Genomic DNA, 14,396 nt, shown 5'->3' with positions numbered 1-14,396 from the left:
CCACCGCTCGCCCGCTCGCGGCCGGGCCGTGAAGGGCGCCCTCAGGCGGCGGTGTCGAGGCGCTCGTCGAGGAGCGCGTCGACCGACGCCTGGGCCTCCTCGACCAGCCGGGTGTTCTCCCCCGACGGACAGTGCGCCCACGTGCTGCGGGCGACGCCGAGGGCGATGTAGGCGACGGCGATCTCCAGGTCGAGGTCGTCGAGGCTGGTGACGGTGCGGGTCATGATGACCTCCCCGGAACTCGGAACGCCGGTGCGGTGTCACGGTCCCGCGGCGCCGGCCGCCGGAGCAGCCGTGACCTGGGGTGACACCCGCCCCCACCTCTGGGGACACCCCGGACGCTAGGCCGGGGGTACGACAGTTCCGGGCTCCCGGACCGGCGTCCCGAGCCGGTCCGGTGGACTCACGCCGTGCGGCTCTCCCGGTCGTAGTTGCGGCCGAGGAACGCCGGCACCCGCGCCCAGCGGAAGGCGAAGATCATCACCAGCAGGGTGGCGACGTAGGGGACGACGAGCAGCACCTGGCTGGGGATGCCGACGTCCCCGACCTCGGCGCGCAGGGCGATCACGTCCATGGCCGCGAAGAACAGGGCCCCGGCCGCGATGAACTGCGGCCGCCAACCACCGAAGAAGGTCAGCGCGATCGCCAGCCAGCCGCGGCCGCCGACGATCCCCTCGGTGAACGTGCCGGTGTAGACCATCGGCAGGTACGCGCCGGCCACCCCCATCAGGGCACCGCCGGCGGTCGCCGTCCAGATGCGCGTCCGGGCCACCGCGATGCCCAGGCTGTCGGCCGCCTTCGGGTTCTCCCCCACCGCACGCAGGTCCAGGCCCGCGCGGGTGCGGTACAGGAAGACGTACAGCCCCACGGCGACCAGCGCGGCCAGGTACACCAGCACGTTGTGCGAGAACAGCACCGTGCCCAGCACCGGGATCTCGCTGAGCAGCGGGATCTCCACCCGGGGCAGCGTCTCGATCAGCGGCTGCGACCCCGTCTCCCCGACGACCACCCGGAACAGCAGCCCGGCCAGGCCCGTCGCGGCGAAGAACAGCGCCAGGCCGATGACGAACTGGTCCAGCCGCAGGGACGTCGTCGACCAGCCGAGGACCAGCCCGACCAGGGCCCCCACCGCGGCCGCGGTGAGGATGCCGACCGTGTTGCTGCCGACGCCGAAGCTGACGAGGAAGCCGACCGAGGCGCCGAGGACCATGACGCCCTCCTGCGAGACGCTGAAGACGCCGGCGAGGCCGCCCAGCATCGTGCCCAGCGAGGCGAGCAGGTACGGCACCGTCGCGACGACGGTGAGCTGGGCCAGGGTCTCGAACTCCGTCATGCCGCCGCCCTCCGCGCGAGACGCCCGGCGATCACGTCGGACAGGAGCAGGAAGATGAGGATGAGGGCCTCGATGATCAGGACCATCTCGGCCGGCACCCCGACCGTGCGCTGCATCGAGCTCGCCCCGACCTCCAGGATCGAGATGCCGAAGGCCACCACGGGCACCCACAGGGCGTTCCCGCGGGCGATCAGTCCGACGATGATGCCGAGCAGCAGGTAGTTGGACTGCATGCCCTCGATCGCGCGGCCGTGGACCCCGGCCACCTCGATCGCCCCCGCGAGCCCGGCCAGCGCCCCGCCGACGACCAGCGCGACGACGGCGACCCGGCCGACCCGGATGCCGTTGATCGCCGCGGCGCGCGGGTTGGTGCCCGCGGCGCGCAGCTCGAAGCCGGCCGCCGTCCGACGGGTGATGACGATGCTGGCCAGGCTGACCAGGACCGCCAGCAGGATGCCGGCGTGCACGCCCGGCGGGCCGCCGAGGACCGGCAGCTCGGCCGACTCCCCGATGGGCCGGGTGGCCGCTACACCGGCCGCCGGGTCCGACCACACCTCGGTGGCGGCGTAGTCCAGCACCTGGAACGACACGAAGTTCAGCAGCACCGTGCTCAGGATCTCGTTCACCCCGAACCGGCCCATGAGCAGCGCCGCGATGCCCGCCCAGACCGCGCCGGCCAGGACGCCGGCCAGCAGCACGAGGGGCAGGAGCAGGACGGCCGGCAGGTCGGCGTGGACGATCCCGACGCCGGCCGCCGCGGTCCCGCCGACCAGCAACTGGCCCTCACCGCCGATGTTGAACCGGCCCACCGCCAGCGGGACGGTGAAGGCGAGCGCCAGCAGCACGATGGTGACCCACTTGCTGAGGGTCTCGGTGAGCCCGAACGTCGTCTCGAACGACGTGGACAGGATGGTGGTGAAGGCACCGACGGCGTCGTAGCCGAGCACCGCCATGACCACGCCCGAGACGAGGAACGCCAGCACCAGGGCGAGCACGTAGGGCAGGAGGTCCCGGAGCAGCCGCAGGCCGCCGTGCAGCGGCACCTCCGGCGCCTCGGTCTGCGTCGGCGCGGTCGGGGCACTCATGCGTCCTCCCGCACGCCGGCCATCAGCCGTCCCAGGACGTAGGCGTCGAAGTCCCCCTGGGCGCGCTCCCCGACCACCTGGCCGGAGTAGAGCACCACCATCCGGTCGGCCAGCAGGCTGAGCTCGTCGAGGTCCTCGGAGATGAGCACGACGGCGCAGCCGCGGTCCCGGGCCTCCTCGACGCGGTCGTAGACGAAGCGGGTGGAGCGGATGTCCAGCCCCCGGGTGGGGTTCTGCACCACGAGCACCGTCGGCTCCCGCTCGAAGGCCCGGGCCAGCACGAGCCGCTGGATGTTGCCCCCGGAGAGGTTGCCGGCCGGGGCGTCCGGGCCCGGCGTCCGGATGGAGTAGCGCTCGATCGTGCGGCGGCTGTGCTCCCGCACCCGGCGCCAGTCGATCAGCCCGGCCCGGCGGAAGGCGGCGCTGCGCTGAGCCCCCAGCAGCAGGTTGTCCGTCACCGACGCCGCGCCGAGGATGCCGTCGCGGTGCCGGTCCTCCGGCACGTAGGCGATGCCGGCCTCCAGCCAGCGCAGCGTCGGCCGGCCGGCGAGCTCGGTGTCGTCCACCCGCACGCTGCCGCTGCGCACCGGCCGCACCCCCGCCAGCGCCTCGGCGAGCTCCACCTGCCCGTTGCCGGCGACCCCCGCGACCCCGAGGACCTCGCCGGCCCGGACGGTGAGGTCCAGACCGGTCAGCGCCGGCACGCCCTGGTCGTTGTCGACGCCGAGGTCCGCGACGGCCAGCCGGACGGCCGCGCCGGCGGCCGGGTGCTCGGGGGCGGCGGCTGCGGCCGCACCCACCGGCGCCAGGCCGAGCGCGGCGGCGACCTCGGACGACGGCTCGGCGGCCAGCTCGCCGACCATGAGACCGGCGACGCCCGCCGCGTCGGTCTCCGCGCGGCCGACGGTGGTCAGCCGGCGGCCGTCGCGCATGACCGAGATCCGGTCGCAGATGGCCAGCACCTCGCGCACCTTGTGCGAGATGAAGACGACGCTGGTCCCCTCCGCCACGATCTCCCGCAGCGAGGCGAACAGCGCGTCGACCTCCTGCGGGGTCAGGTTGGTCGTCGGCTCGTCGAGGACGAGGATCCGCGCGCCGCGGTAGAGCACCTTGAGGATCTCCACGCGCTGCCGCGCGCCCACCGACAGCCGGTCGGTGCGCGCCCGCGGGTCGACGGCGAGGCCGAAGCGGTCGGAGAGCTCGGCGATCCGCCGGCCGGCCCGCCGCAGCCCCCCGGACCGTCCGCTCGTGCCGACGACGACGTTCTCCACGACCGAGTACGCCGGCACCTGGAGGAGGTGCTGGTGGACCATGCCGATGCCCAGCCCGATGGCGTCCCGCGGCGACCGGATCGTCACCTCCCGCCCGTCGACGACGATCGTCCCGGCGTCGGGCCGGTAGAGCCCGTACAGGACGTTCATCAGCGTGGTCTTGCCCGCGCCGTTGCCGCCGACGAGGCCGTGGACCTCACCGGCCGCCAGCTCGAAGTCGGCGTCGACCAGGGCCTTGACCGGACCGAAGGACTTCGTCACGCCGCTCATCCGCAGCGGCACCCGGTCCGCGGGCGGAGGTGGCGCCTCCCCCGCCGGCGGCTGCCCCGGCGCGGTCACTCGACCGGGGTGACGTCGCGCTCGACCTCGATCTCGCCATTGGTCAGGCCGTCGATCACCTCGTCGACCTGGTCCACGACCGCCTGGTCGACGCCGGTCGGCGGCTGCATCGAGATCCCCTGCTCGAAGCTCATCCCGAGGTAGCCACCGGTCTCGCCGTCCTGCACCTGGCCGATGATCTCCTCGAGCATGACCGCGAAGTCGTACAGGACCGAGGTCAGGTAGTGGTCGGGGGCGAGCTCGGACTTGTCGGTGTACTTCGCGGTGATCCGGACGGCGCCGGCCGGCTCGGCCTTGACCGCCTCGAAGGCGCCCACCATGCCGAGGTTCAGCGAGCCCAGGACGACGTCCGCGCCACCGGCGATGAGCTGGCTGGTGAACTGCTGCCCGCGCGTCGGGTCGTTGAGGTCGCCGGTCCAGACGGGGGTCAGGGTGGCGCTCGAGCCGACGTCCGCCAGCGCCTGCTCGACGGCGTGCACCTCGGAGTAGCTGAACGGCAGCGTGGCCCCGCCCAGGTAGGCGATCTGCTGGCTCTGCGTGGTGGCCGCGGCCAGGATGCCCAGCGGGTAGAAGGCGAGGTGGAAGTTGCGGTCGAGCACCCACACGTTGTCCGGGACGCCCTCGGGCTGGGTGTCCTGCTCGGCGATGAAGACGACGTCCGGCGCCTCCTCGGCGACCGCCACCGTCGCGTCGTAGAACTGGCTGCCGTGCGTCCAGATGACGGTGTACCCGTCCGCGACGTACTCGCGCAGGACGCGCTGGGCGTCGGGCACGGCGACGCTCTCGGAGAAGGTGGTCTCCGCGTCGTACGCCTCCTCGGCCGCCTGGAGCGCCTCCAGGCCGAGGAAGGTGTAGTCCGCGTCGGTGGTCGTGCCCGAGAAGACCGCGGCGATGCGGGGCGCGTCGCCGCCCCCGCCCGCGGTACCGCCGCCTCCTCCACCGCCCCCGCTGTCGTCCCCACCGCAGGCCGTGGCCGTCAGCAGCAGCACGGAGGACAGGGCGACGGAGCGGAGGAACACTCGGGCGGAGCGCATGGAGGGCACCATCCTCGTTCGCGGGGGTCGAGAGGCAGCGAGCCTGTCAGCCCGGGGTTGCGGGGTCCCCCGCCGCGGGAGCAGCCGAGACCGAATCGATATCGATCGTGGGACCCCCGGCCCTGGCGAACCGGCCGGCCCACTCGGCCAGCAGGTCCCGCAGCTCCGGCGGGGCGACGACGGTGAACTCCGCACCGAGCGACCCGAGGGCGAACGCCGGCCAGTCCAGGTCGTCGGTCTCCATGTGGGCGCGGCTGCGGCCGTCCCCGGCGTCCTCGACCCGCGCCCACCGGCCGATCCGCGCCCGCACCCGGTCGGCCGGCGCCTCCACCAGCACCTCCACCACCCACGGGGTCGGCCCGGTCCCGGCCCGTACGAAGGCGACGGCGTCGTCCCCGGGCAGCCGCCGCGGGGCGAAGTGGGCGCCGGTCGGCCGCGGCCGCGCCAGCCGGTCCAGCCGGAAGCTGCGCCAGTCCCCCCGGAGCAGGTCGTAGGCCACCAGGTACCACCGCCGGCCCAGCGCCACGAGCCGCGCGGGCTCCACCTCCCGCTCGGTGGCGGCGCCGTCGGCCGCGGTGTAGGCGAACACCAGGCGCTCGGTGTCCCGGCAGGCCTGGGCCACCGTGGTGAGCACCTCGGGGTCGATGACCGCCGGTCCGTCCCGCCACCCGGCCGGCTCGGTCACCGCGCGCAGGGCGTCGGCGCGGCGGCGCAGCCGGGGCGGCAGCACCTGCACCACCTTCGTCAGCGCCCGCACCGACGACTCCGCCGTCCCGGCGATGGCGCTCTGCGCGGCCGCCTGCAGGCCGACGACGAGGGCGACCGCCTCCTCGTCGTCGAGCACGAGCGGCGGCAGCGCCGCCCCGGGTGCCAGCCGGTACCCGCCGTCCACGCCGGGCTGGGCCTCCACCGGGTAGCCGAGGTCGCGCAGCCGCTCGACGTCGCGCCGGAGGGTGCGGACGGAGACGCCGAGCCGTTCGGCGAGGTCGGCACCGCCCCAGTGCCGCCGGGTCTGCATGAGCGACAGCAGGCGGAGCGTGCGGTTCCCGGTGTCGGCCACGGGGAGAAGACTGCCGCACATCGCGGACAGGATCTGACACCAATGGTCCGTAGCGTCGTCCCCGACGGATCCACCGGAGACGGAAGGCGACCACGATGACCAGCGCGACGACCACCCTGACCGGCGAGCGGGCCGACCTGCTGGAGGCCCTCACGGCCCACCGGGCCTTCCTGCGCTACACCGTCCAGGGGCTCACCGACGAGCAGGCCCGGCAGCGGACGACGGCCAGCGAGCTGACCCTCGGCGGTCTGGTCAAGCACGTCGCCGGCACCGAGCGGTCGTGGGCCGACTTCATCGTGGAGGGCCCGGACGTCATGGCCGGCCCGGACGACCCCGAGCAGATGGCGAAGTGGGCCGAGGAGTTCCGGATGGGCCCGGACGAGACCCTCGCCGACGTGCTCGCGCGGTACGAGGAGGTCGCCCGGCGCACCGACGAGCTGGTGCGCACGCTGCCCGACCTCGACGCCGCCCACCCGCTGCCGCCGGCGCCGTGGTTCCAGCCGGGCGCGGTCCGGTCGGCCCGCCGGGTGTTCCTGCACATCATCGCCGAGACCGCCCAGCACGCCGGCCACGCCGACATCCTGCGGGAGTCCCTCGACGGCCAGAAGACCATGGGCTGACCGCGGTATTGGAAGCTATTCCCACGTACCGGGGCCGCTGACGTGGGAATAGCTTCCTATGCCTCGCGCACGGCGGCGACCACCTGCTCCAGCGCCGCCAGGCTGTGCCCGCTGACGAAGGCGTCGCACAGCGGCAGGGCCGCGGCCATCCCGCCCACCAGCGGCGCGTAGCCCGGCGCGGCCTTGCGCGGGTTCACCCAGACGATCCGGTGGGCCAGCCGGCGCAGCCTCCGCATCGCCTCGGCGACGTCCTCCGGGTCGTCCTGGGCCCACCCGTCCGACAGCACCACGACGACCGCCCCGCGGGCGAGGCCGCGGCGGCCGTGCGTGGCGACGAACCCGCCGATGCCCGCGGCCAGCCGGGTGCCGCCGGCCCAGTCCGAGGACGCGGCCCCGGCCCGGGCGAGCGCCTGGTCGGGGTCCCGGACGGCGAGCTGGCGGGTGAGCCGGGTCAGCCGGGTGGAGAAGACGAACGCCTCGGCCCGCGCCCCGGCCACCGCACCCTGCAGCAGGGAGAGGTAGACGCGGGTGTAGGGCTCCATCGACCCGGAGACGTCGCACAGCAGCACCAGCCGCCGCGGCTGCGTCCGCCGGGTGGCGTGCACCAGCCGGACCGGGTCCCCACCGGACCGCTGCGCGGAGCGCACCGTGCGGCGCAGGTCGATCCGGTCCCGCCCGTGGCGGGTGGGCCGGGTCCGCCGGCTGCGCCGCGACGGGGTGACCAGCACCAGCCGGCGCACCAGCTCCCGCACCCCGGTCAGCTCGTCGGCGGTGAGGTCGGCGAACGAGGTGTGCCGCAGCCGCTCCTCGGCCGACGCCGCGGCCAGGACGACGTCCCGCTCCGCCCCGCCGTCGTCGTCCCCGCCACCGGCGTGCCCCACCCCGCCCTCGGGCGCCCCCGGACCCTGCGGACGGCGGTCCGGCGGAGCGGGCCGGGTGCGGGGCTCGCTGCCCACCGCCGGGGGCGCCGTCGGGTCGCCGCGGCTGTCGGCCGGGTCGAGCCGGCCGTCGAACACCGCGGAGAAGACCGCGTCGAACAGCGGCAGCTGCGCACGGTCGCTGACCAGCGTGACGCGGCAGACCCAGTAGAGGGCCTCGCGGTCCCGCGGCGGCACCAGCTGCAGCGCCCGGGCCAGCCCGGCGGCGCGCTCCGGCGTGGTGGGCAGCCCGGCCCGCCGCAGCGCGGTGGTCAGCCCCACCGCCAGCGGGCCCGGCGCGACGGGCGGGTCAGGCACCGGCCAGCCAGGCCGCGCCGCGGCCGCGGACGAGCACCTGGTCGTCGCGGTTCTTGAGGACCGAGCCCCACGTCGCCTCGACCGCCGCCGGTTCCAGCCGGGGCACGCCCAGCACGGCGAGGGCGGCCACCCAGTCGATGACCTCGGCGATCCCGGGCGGCTTCACCAGGTCCAGCGAGCGCAGCCGGCCCACCGCCGCCGCCGCGTCGACCGCCAGCGGCTCGCTGCTGCCGGGAACCCGGCGGCGGACGATCTCGGCGACCCGCTCCGGAGCCGGGAAGTCGATCCAGTGGTACAGGCAGCGGCGGGTGAGCGCGTCGTGCAGGTCGCGCGTCCGGTTGGAGGTGAGGACGACGACCGGCGGGTGGGCCGCCCGGATGGTGCCCAGCTCCGGCACGGTCACCGCGGCCTCGGCGAGCACCTCGAAGGTGAACGCCTCGAACTCCGCGTCGGCCCGGTCGATCTCGTCGAGCAGCAGCACCGCCGGCCGCGGCCCGGCGTGCTCGATCGCCTGCAGCAGCGGCCGGCGCAGCAGATACCCCGGACCGAAGAGGTCGTCCTCGGCCAGCGGCGCGCCGGCCGCCTCGGCCAGCCGGATGCCCAGCAGCTGGCGCGGGTGGTTCCACTCGTAGAGCGCCTCGGCGGCGTCGATCCCCTCGAAGCACTGCAGGCGGTACAGCGGGGTGTCCAGCACCCGGGCCAGCGCCTTCGCCGCCTCGGTCTTGCCGACGCCCGGCTCGCCCTCCAGCAGCAGCGGCTGGGGCAGCCGGACGGCCAGGAACAGCGCGGTGGCCAGCCCGGGGTCGGCCAGGTAGTCGACGTCGTCGAGCGCGGCGGCCAGCGCGCCGACGTCCGGCACCCGGTCCCGGACGTGCTCGTCCGCCCCGACTCGCGCCGCCGTGGAGGAGCCGGGATGGCCGTCTCGGCCCTCAGGAGGCGGTGGCATACCGGTCCGGGTCGGCGAGGAAGGCGGCGCGGCAGCCCTCGCAGCAGAACCAGGTGCGGACGCCGCCGACCGTCGCGTGCGGGCTGGCGTCGACCGCCGCGACGGTCATCCCGCACACGGGGTCCACGGCCCGGGACGGAGCCGCCGGGGTCAGGGGCGGTACCGCGGCGCGCTCGGCGGCCCGCCGCTCGGCCACCACCTGCGCCCAGATGGAGAGCGCGATCTCCGCGGCGGTACGGCCGCCGATGTCCAGCCCCGCCGGACTGCGCACCCGGGAGCGCTGCTCGTCGGTCACGTCGAGCGCGGCCAGCACCGCCGCGCCGCGGATCCGGCTGGCGACCAGCCCGACGTAGGGGACGCCGAGCCGCAGCGCCGCGGTCAGCGCCGGCTGCTCGCCGCGGCCGTGCGAGGCGACCAGCAGCGCGGCGTCGTCCGCCGCCGGGACGGCGTCCTCCCCGGCCACCCGTTCGACGGCGAAGCCCAGCGGGGCGCCGAGGGCCGCGAGCGCCTCGGCGACCGGGCTGTCGCCGACGACGAGCGCCCGCGGCGCCGGCACCCGCGGCTCGAGGAAGATCTCCACCGACCCGCCCGACAGGCACGGGTTGGCCACGGTGACCGCGCCGTCCTCGGCGTCGGCCGGCGGCTGCCCCGGCACGATCCGCAGCAGCAGCGGCTCGTTGGTCGACAGGGTCATCAGCCCGTACTCCCGCACCGAGGACTCCGCGCAGGTGCCGCCCACGAAGCCGTCGATGACGCCGTCGGCGCTGATCAGCGCGGTGTCGCCGGCGTGCGCGCTGGCCGGCCGCTGCGCCCGCACCACGGTGGCGTGCACGAACGGCACCCGGCTGCGGACCAGCTCGGCGGCCCGTTCGGGCACGCTCCCCCGTCGGTTTCCGCGGAAACCGACGGGGGCCCCGGCGTCGGATTCCGCGGACACGGTCGGGTCCCCGCTCATCAGATCGGCGGGGTCGGCCGGCCCTGCATCGCCTCCCACACGCGGGCCGGGGTGCACGGCATGTCCATGTGCCGGACGCCGAACGGCGCGAGCGCGTCGACGACGGCGTTGACCACCGCCGGCGGCGAGCCGACCGTGGCCGACTCCCCGATCCCCTTGGCGCCGATCGGGTGGTGCGGCGAGGGGGTGACGGTGTGCCCGGTCTCCCAGTCGGGCACCTCCATGGCGGTGGGGATGAGGTAGTCCATGAACGACCCGCCGAGGCAGTTGCCCTGTTCGTCGAAGCCGATGAACTCCATGAGCGCCATCCCGACGCCGTCGGCCAGCCCGCCGTGCACCTGCCCCTCGATGATCATGGGGTTGATGCGGGTGCCGCAGTCGTCCACGGCGACGAACCGGCGCACGTGCACCTTGCCGGTCCCGCGGTCGACGTCCACGACGCAGATGTAGGCGCCGAACGGGAAGGTGAGGTTGGGCGGGTCGTAGGTGACCTCGGCGTCGAGGTTGCCGTCGATCCCCTCGGGCAGCGCGACGGTGCCGTGCGCGCCGAGCGCGATCTCGGTCATCGTCCGGCCGACCTCGCGGTCGCCCCGCACGTACCAGCGGCCCTTCTCCCACTCGAGGTCCTCGGGCCGGGTCTCCAGCATCGCCGCGGCGATCGCCCGCGCCTTGTCCCGCACCTTGCGGGCGGCCAGCGCCACCGCTCCCCCGCTGACCGGCGTCGAGCGGCTGCCGTAGGTGCCCAGCCCGAACGGCGTCTGGTCGGTGTCGCCGTGGACGACGTCGATGTCCTCGGGCGGGATGCCCAACTCCTCGGCGACGATCTGGGCGAACGTCGTCTCGTGGCCCTGGCCCTGGCTCTGCACCGACAGCCGGACGACGGCCTTGCCGGTCGGGTGCACCCGCACCTCGGCGCCGTCGGCCATGCCCAGGCCGAGGATGTCCATGTGCTTGCGCGGCCCGGCGCCGACGGTCTCGGTGAAGAAGGAGACGCCGATGCCCATGAGCTCGCCGCGGGCCCGCTTCTCGGCCTGCTCGCGCCGCAGCTCGTCGTAGCCGGCCATCGTCATGGCCTTGCGCATGGTCGGCTCGTAGTCGCCGGAGTCGTACTCCCAGCCGGTCTTGTTCTTGTACGGGAACTGCTCGGGGCGGATGAAGTTGCGCAGCCGCAGCTCGGCCGGGTCCATCTCCAGCTCGGCGGCGAGGACGTCGACCATCCGCTCCACCAGGTACACCGCCTCGGTGACCCGGAAGGAGCAGGCGTAGGCCACCCCGCCCGGCGCCTTGTTGGTGTAGACGCCGGTGACCGTGCAGTGCGCGGCCCGCAGGTCGTAGCTGCCGGTGAAGATGGAGAAGAAGCCGGCCGGGTACTTGGTCGGCTGGGCGGTGGCGTTGAACGCGCCGTGGTCGGCCAGCACGTGCGTCCGGACGGCGAGGATCTTCCCGTCCCGCGTCGCCGCGACCTCCCCGCGCATGATGTAGTCGCGGGCGAACGAGGTGGACATGAGGTTCTCGGAGCGGTCCTCCATCCACTTCACCGGCCGGCCGGTCACGATCGAGCCGACGACGGCCAGGATGTAGCCCGGGTAGATCCCGACCTTGTTGCCGAACCCGCCGCCGATGTCCGGGGACACCACGCGGATCTTGTGCTCCGGGATGCCGGCGACCATCGCGAAGAGGGTCCGGTGGGCGTGGGGGGCCTGGGTGGTCTCGTAGAGGGTGAGCCGGCCGTCGACCGCGTCGTAGTCGGCCACCGCCCCGCAGGTCTCCATCGGCGCCGGGTGCACCCGCGGGTAGACGACCTCCTGGCTGACGACGACCTCCGCACCGGCGAAGACGGCGTCGGTCTCCGCCTCGTCGCCGGCCTCCCAGTCGAAGATGTGGTTGTCGGTCTGCCCCTCCTTGTCGTCGCGGATGACCGCGGCGTCCGGGTCCAGCGCCCGGCGGGCGTCCACGACCGGTGGCAGCTCCTCGTACTCGACGTCGATCAGCTCGAGGGCGTCGCGGGCGGTGTACCGGTCCTCGGCGACGACGAAGGCGACCTCCTGGCCCTGGAAGCGGACCTTGTCCGTGGCGAGCACGGCCTGGACGTCGGCGGAGAGGGTCGGCGCCCAGGCCAGGTTGAGCCCCTCGAGGTCCCGGCCGGTGACGACCGCGTGCACCTTCGGGTGGGCCAGGGCCTCGGTGGTGTCGATGGAGACGATCCGGGCGTGCGCGAGCGGCGAGCGCAGGATCGCGCCGTGCAGCATCCCGGGCAGCACGATGTCGTCGACGTAGCGGCCGCGGCCCCGGATGAAGCGCGGGTCCTCCTTGCGCTGGATCCGGCCGAAGCCGATCGGCCGGTCGGCGTCGTTCGCGGCCGGGTTGGCCGGGTGGACCTGCCGGTCCTCGACGGCGGTCATGCCGGCACCTCCGTGGGCGTCTCGGGGGCGGCCTCGCCGGCGGGGTGCGTGGCGGCCCAGCGGACCGAGCGGACGATCGTCGCGTAGCCGGTGCACCGGCAGATCTGCCCGGAGATGGCCTCGCGGATGGTGCCCTCGTCCGGGTCGGGGTCGCGGTCGAGCAGCGCGCGGGCGGTCAGCATCATCCCGGGCGTGCAGAACCCGCACTGCAGGCCGTGCTCCTCCATGAAGCCCTGCTGCACCGGGTCGAGCGTGGCCCCGTCCGCCAGCCCCTCGACCGTGCGCACCTCGTGCCCGGCGGTCATCGCGGCCAGCGTGGTGCACGACTTCACCGGGACGCCGTCGACGAGCACCACGCAGGTGCCGCAGTTGCTGGTGTCGCAGCCCCAGTGCGTACCGGTGAGGCCGAGGGTGTCGCGCAGGAAGTGCACCAGCAGCAACCGCGGTTCGACGTCCCGGGTCACCTCGGCCCCGTTGACGGTCATCGTGACCTGCATCGGTCAGCCTCCCTGGACGGCGGTGGTGGCGCCGGCCCCGGCGCGGGACGCGGCGGTGCGGAGGACCCGGCGGGTCAGCTCCTCGGCGAGGTGGCGCTTGTAGTCGACCGGGCCGCGCTGGTCCTCGACCGGCGCGCTGGCCGCGGCGGCCAGCCGGCCGGCCTCGGCGACGACGTCCTCGCTCGGCGTCGTCCCCAGCAGGACGGCGGCGGCGTCGACCGCGCAGCCCTCCAGCCCCAGCGCGGTCAGCCCGATCGTGGCGTCGGCGACGGTGCCGTCCTCGGCCATCACCAGCGCGGCGCCGGCGGCGGCGACCGCCCAGTCGCCGACCCGGCGCTCGACCTTCTCGTAGGCGCTGCCCGAGCGCGGCCGGATCGGGAAGCGGATCTCGGTGATCAGCTCGGACTGCTCGCAGGCGGTCTCGTAGGGGCCGCGGTGGAACTCGTCCATGCCGACGACCCGCTCCCCGCCCCGGCCGGCGACGACCACCTGGGCGCGGAGCACGTCGCAGACGGTGGTGAGGTCCTCGGCCGGGTCGGCCTGACCCAGCGAGCCGCCGATGGTCCCCCGGTTGCGGACGACGGGGTCGGCGATGACCCGCTCGGCGTCGTGCACGATCGGGAACAGCTCCCCCACCAGCTCGGACGCCAGCAGGGTGGCGTGCCGGGTGAGCGCACCGACGTGCAGCCACTCGCCGTCGCGGGTGAGGTGGTCGAGCTCGGCGACGTCGTTGATGTCGATGAGCCACTCGGGCCGGGCCAGCCGGAGCTTCATCATCGGCAGCAGGCTGTGCCCGCCGGCGATGACGCGGGCCTCGGGGCCGTGGCGCTCGAGCAGCTCGAGCGCCTCGGCGACGCTGGTCGCCCGGGTGTAGTCGAACGGGGCCGGTACCTGCACGGGGGCTCCTTCCCCTGCGGGGCCTGCACGCGGGACCCCTGGTGGCGCAGCAGCTTGTGACCTGCGCCACAGCCCTGTCAAGATCGGGACAACCGATCCCTCACGAGGCTCCCGGCCATGACGTTCACCCAGCTCCGGGCCTTCGCACTGGCGGCGGAACCGGGCTCGCTGCGCGCGAACGCGACCGCACTCGGCGTGAGTGAGCCGGCGGTCTCCGCGGCGGTCGCGGCCCGGCGCGACGATCTCGGCGGCCCGCTGTTCCGGCGAACCGGCACCGGCATCGAGCTCACCCCCGCGGGCGGGCGCCGGCGGAGTGCTGAGCGGTCAGCCGTCGGAGGGCTGCGCGGCAGCCCGGTCCGACGCACGGGCGCCCTGCTGCGACTGGGCGCCGCCCGAGACGCCCTCCGGGGCCGCCGGGCCGGCGCCGGTGCTCCCGCCGGCGGCACCGTCCCCGAGCACGACCTGGCCCTCGGTCATCTCCGGGTCGCCCGCGCTGCGCTCCACCGGCGCCTCCCCCGAGCGCGTCTCCCCGGGGCGGTCGTGCACCTCCTGCACCGAGCTGCCCCGCTCGGCGACCTCGATCGCCTCGGCGATGTCGGCGCCGCTGCGCGACTCGTCGGGCGAGGTGTCCTCGGTCGCGGGTCCCTCGATGTCCACGGCGGCCTCCGCACGTCGTCGAGCAGGTGCGAGGAGTGTGGTGCCGGGGGTCGCGCCGGGCAAGA

General features: G+C 74.9%; 14 protein-coding genes and 1 pseudogene. 2 read left to right on the top strand and 13 right to left on the bottom strand.

Features of this window, described 5'->3' with window-relative positions; all coding sequences use genetic code 11:
• Positions 1-41 precede the first annotated feature (41 nt).
• From MY526_RS14500 to MY526_RS14475, 6 genes are all read right to left on the bottom strand, one after another.
• Positions 42-224, bottom strand: a complete 183-nt coding sequence (locus MY526_RS14500; RefSeq protein WP_436691338.1) for a hypothetical protein — start codon at positions 222-224, stop codon at positions 42-44.
• Positions 225-403: 179 nt separating this feature from the next.
• Positions 404-1,333 carry an ABC transporter permease gene (locus tag MY526_RS14495; RefSeq protein ID WP_436691337.1) on the bottom strand — a complete coding sequence of 310 codons (930 nt, stop codon included), beginning with the start codon at positions 1,331-1,333 and terminating at the stop codon, positions 404-406.
• Complete coding sequence (locus tag MY526_RS14490; RefSeq protein WP_436691336.1) at positions 1,330-2,418, bottom strand: ABC transporter permease; 1,089 nt, start codon at positions 2,416-2,418, stop codon at positions 1,330-1,332. The genes MY526_RS14495 and MY526_RS14490 overlap by 4 nt, the downstream gene beginning before the upstream one ends.
• A complete protein-coding gene (locus MY526_RS14485; protein WP_436704207.1) occupies positions 2,415-3,959 on the bottom strand; it encodes an ABC transporter ATP-binding protein in 1,545 nt (514 codons plus the stop codon). Before MY526_RS14485 ends, MY526_RS14490 begins: the two co-directional genes overlap by 4 nt.
• A 65-nt stretch (positions 3,960-4,024) precedes the next feature.
• Positions 4,025-5,062, bottom strand: coding sequence for a BMP family protein (locus tag MY526_RS14480; protein ID WP_436704205.1), 1,038 nt, complete (start codon positions 5,060-5,062; stop codon positions 4,025-4,027).
• Between the two features lie 46 nt (positions 5,063-5,108).
• Complete coding sequence (locus MY526_RS14475; protein ID WP_436691333.1) at positions 5,109-6,122, bottom strand: helix-turn-helix transcriptional regulator; 1,014 nt, start codon at positions 6,120-6,122, stop codon at positions 5,109-5,111.
• A 95-nt stretch (positions 6,123-6,217) separates the two neighbouring features.
• Here MY526_RS14475 and MY526_RS14470 point away from each other — a divergent pair, with 95 nt between their 5' ends.
• The gene (locus MY526_RS14470; RefSeq protein ID WP_436691332.1) at positions 6,218-6,742 is read left to right on the top strand and encodes a DinB family protein; all 525 of its coding nucleotides are present in this window, start codon (positions 6,218-6,220) and stop codon (positions 6,740-6,742) included.
• A gap of 56 nt (positions 6,743-6,798) precedes the next feature.
• On the opposite strand, the gene MY526_RS14465 is transcribed toward MY526_RS14470, so the two are convergent.
• From MY526_RS14465 to MY526_RS14440, 6 genes are all read right to left on the bottom strand, one after another.
• Positions 6,799-7,977: a vWA domain-containing protein gene (locus tag MY526_RS14465; protein WP_436704203.1), complete on the bottom strand. Its 1,179-nt coding sequence runs from the start codon at positions 7,975-7,977 to the stop codon at positions 6,799-6,801.
• Positions 7,970-8,836, bottom strand: a complete 867-nt coding sequence (locus tag MY526_RS14460; RefSeq protein ID WP_436704201.1) for an AAA family ATPase — start codon at positions 8,834-8,836, stop codon at positions 7,970-7,972. Before MY526_RS14460 ends, MY526_RS14465 begins: the two co-directional genes overlap by 8 nt.
• A 70-nt stretch (positions 8,837-8,906) precedes the next feature.
• Positions 8,907-9,800 (bottom strand): XdhC family protein, encoded by an 894-nt coding sequence (locus tag MY526_RS14455; protein ID WP_436704199.1) that lies wholly within the window; start codon positions 9,798-9,800, stop codon positions 8,907-8,909.
• 77 nt (positions 9,801-9,877) lie between these two features.
• Positions 9,878-12,280 carry an aerobic carbon-monoxide dehydrogenase large subunit gene (locus MY526_RS14450; protein WP_436704197.1) on the bottom strand — a complete coding sequence of 801 codons (2,403 nt, stop codon included), beginning with the start codon at positions 12,278-12,280 and terminating at the stop codon, positions 9,878-9,880.
• Entirely contained in the window at positions 12,277-12,777 is a 501-nt protein-coding gene (locus tag MY526_RS14445) for a (2Fe-2S)-binding protein (protein WP_436704195.1), read from the bottom strand. The genes MY526_RS14450 and MY526_RS14445 overlap by 4 nt, the downstream gene beginning before the upstream one ends.
• A 3-nt stretch (positions 12,778-12,780) precedes the next feature.
• Positions 12,781-13,674 carry an FAD binding domain-containing protein gene (locus MY526_RS14440; protein ID WP_436691326.1) on the bottom strand — a complete coding sequence of 298 codons (894 nt, stop codon included), beginning with the start codon at positions 13,672-13,674 and terminating at the stop codon, positions 12,781-12,783.
• 117 nt (positions 13,675-13,791) lie between these two features.
• On the opposite strand from MY526_RS14440, the pseudogene MY526_RS14435 reads away from it, so the two are divergent.
• A pseudogene (locus tag MY526_RS14435) lies at positions 13,792-13,962 on the top strand (LysR family transcriptional regulator); the annotation flags it as partial.
• A 36-nt stretch (positions 13,963-13,998) separates the two neighbouring features.
• Here MY526_RS14435 and MY526_RS14430 read toward each other — a convergent pair.
• Positions 13,999-14,331, bottom strand: coding sequence for a hypothetical protein (locus MY526_RS14430; RefSeq protein WP_436691325.1), 333 nt, complete (start codon positions 14,329-14,331; stop codon positions 13,999-14,001).
• Between the last annotated feature and the right edge of the window lie 65 nt (positions 14,332-14,396).

This window comes from Geodermatophilus sp. CPCC 205761, from assembly GCF_051383655.1.
GTDB lineage: Bacteria > Actinomycetota > Actinomycetes > Mycobacteriales > Geodermatophilaceae > Geodermatophilus.
The sequence above is the reverse complement of the archived record's forward strand: the minus strand, read 5'-3'. Positions and strand labels throughout refer to the sequence as shown.

What these genes read in the sequence shown, in the direction of transcription:
- MY526_RS14445 (WP_436704195.1), bottom strand. Translation starts at nt 12,777, where the DNA reads ATGCAGGTCACGATGACCGTCAACGGGGCCGAGGTGACCCGGGACGTC.
- MY526_RS14485 (WP_436704207.1), bottom strand. Translation starts at nt 3,959, where the DNA reads ATGAGCGGCGTGACGAAGTCCTTCGGTCCGGTCAAGGCCCTGGTCGAC.
- MY526_RS14490 (WP_436691336.1), bottom strand. Translation starts at nt 2,418, where the DNA reads ATGAGTGCCCCGACCGCGCCGACGCAGACCGAGGCGCCGGAGGTGCCG.
- MY526_RS14450 (WP_436704197.1), bottom strand. Translation starts at nt 12,280, where the DNA reads ATGACCGCCGTCGAGGACCGGCAGGTCCACCCGGCCAACCCGGCCGCG.
- MY526_RS14470 (WP_436691332.1), top strand. Translation starts at nt 6,218, where the DNA reads ATGACCAGCGCGACGACCACCCTGACCGGCGAGCGGGCCGACCTGCTG.
- MY526_RS14500 (WP_436691338.1), bottom strand. Translation starts at nt 224, where the DNA reads ATGACCCGCACCGTCACCAGCCTCGACGACCTCGACCTGGAGATCGCC.
- MY526_RS14480 (WP_436704205.1), bottom strand. Translation starts at nt 5,062, where the DNA reads ATGCGCTCCGCCCGAGTGTTCCTCCGCTCCGTCGCCCTGTCCTCCGTG.
- MY526_RS14495 (WP_436691337.1), bottom strand. Translation starts at nt 1,333, where the DNA reads ATGACGGAGTTCGAGACCCTGGCCCAGCTCACCGTCGTCGCGACGGTG.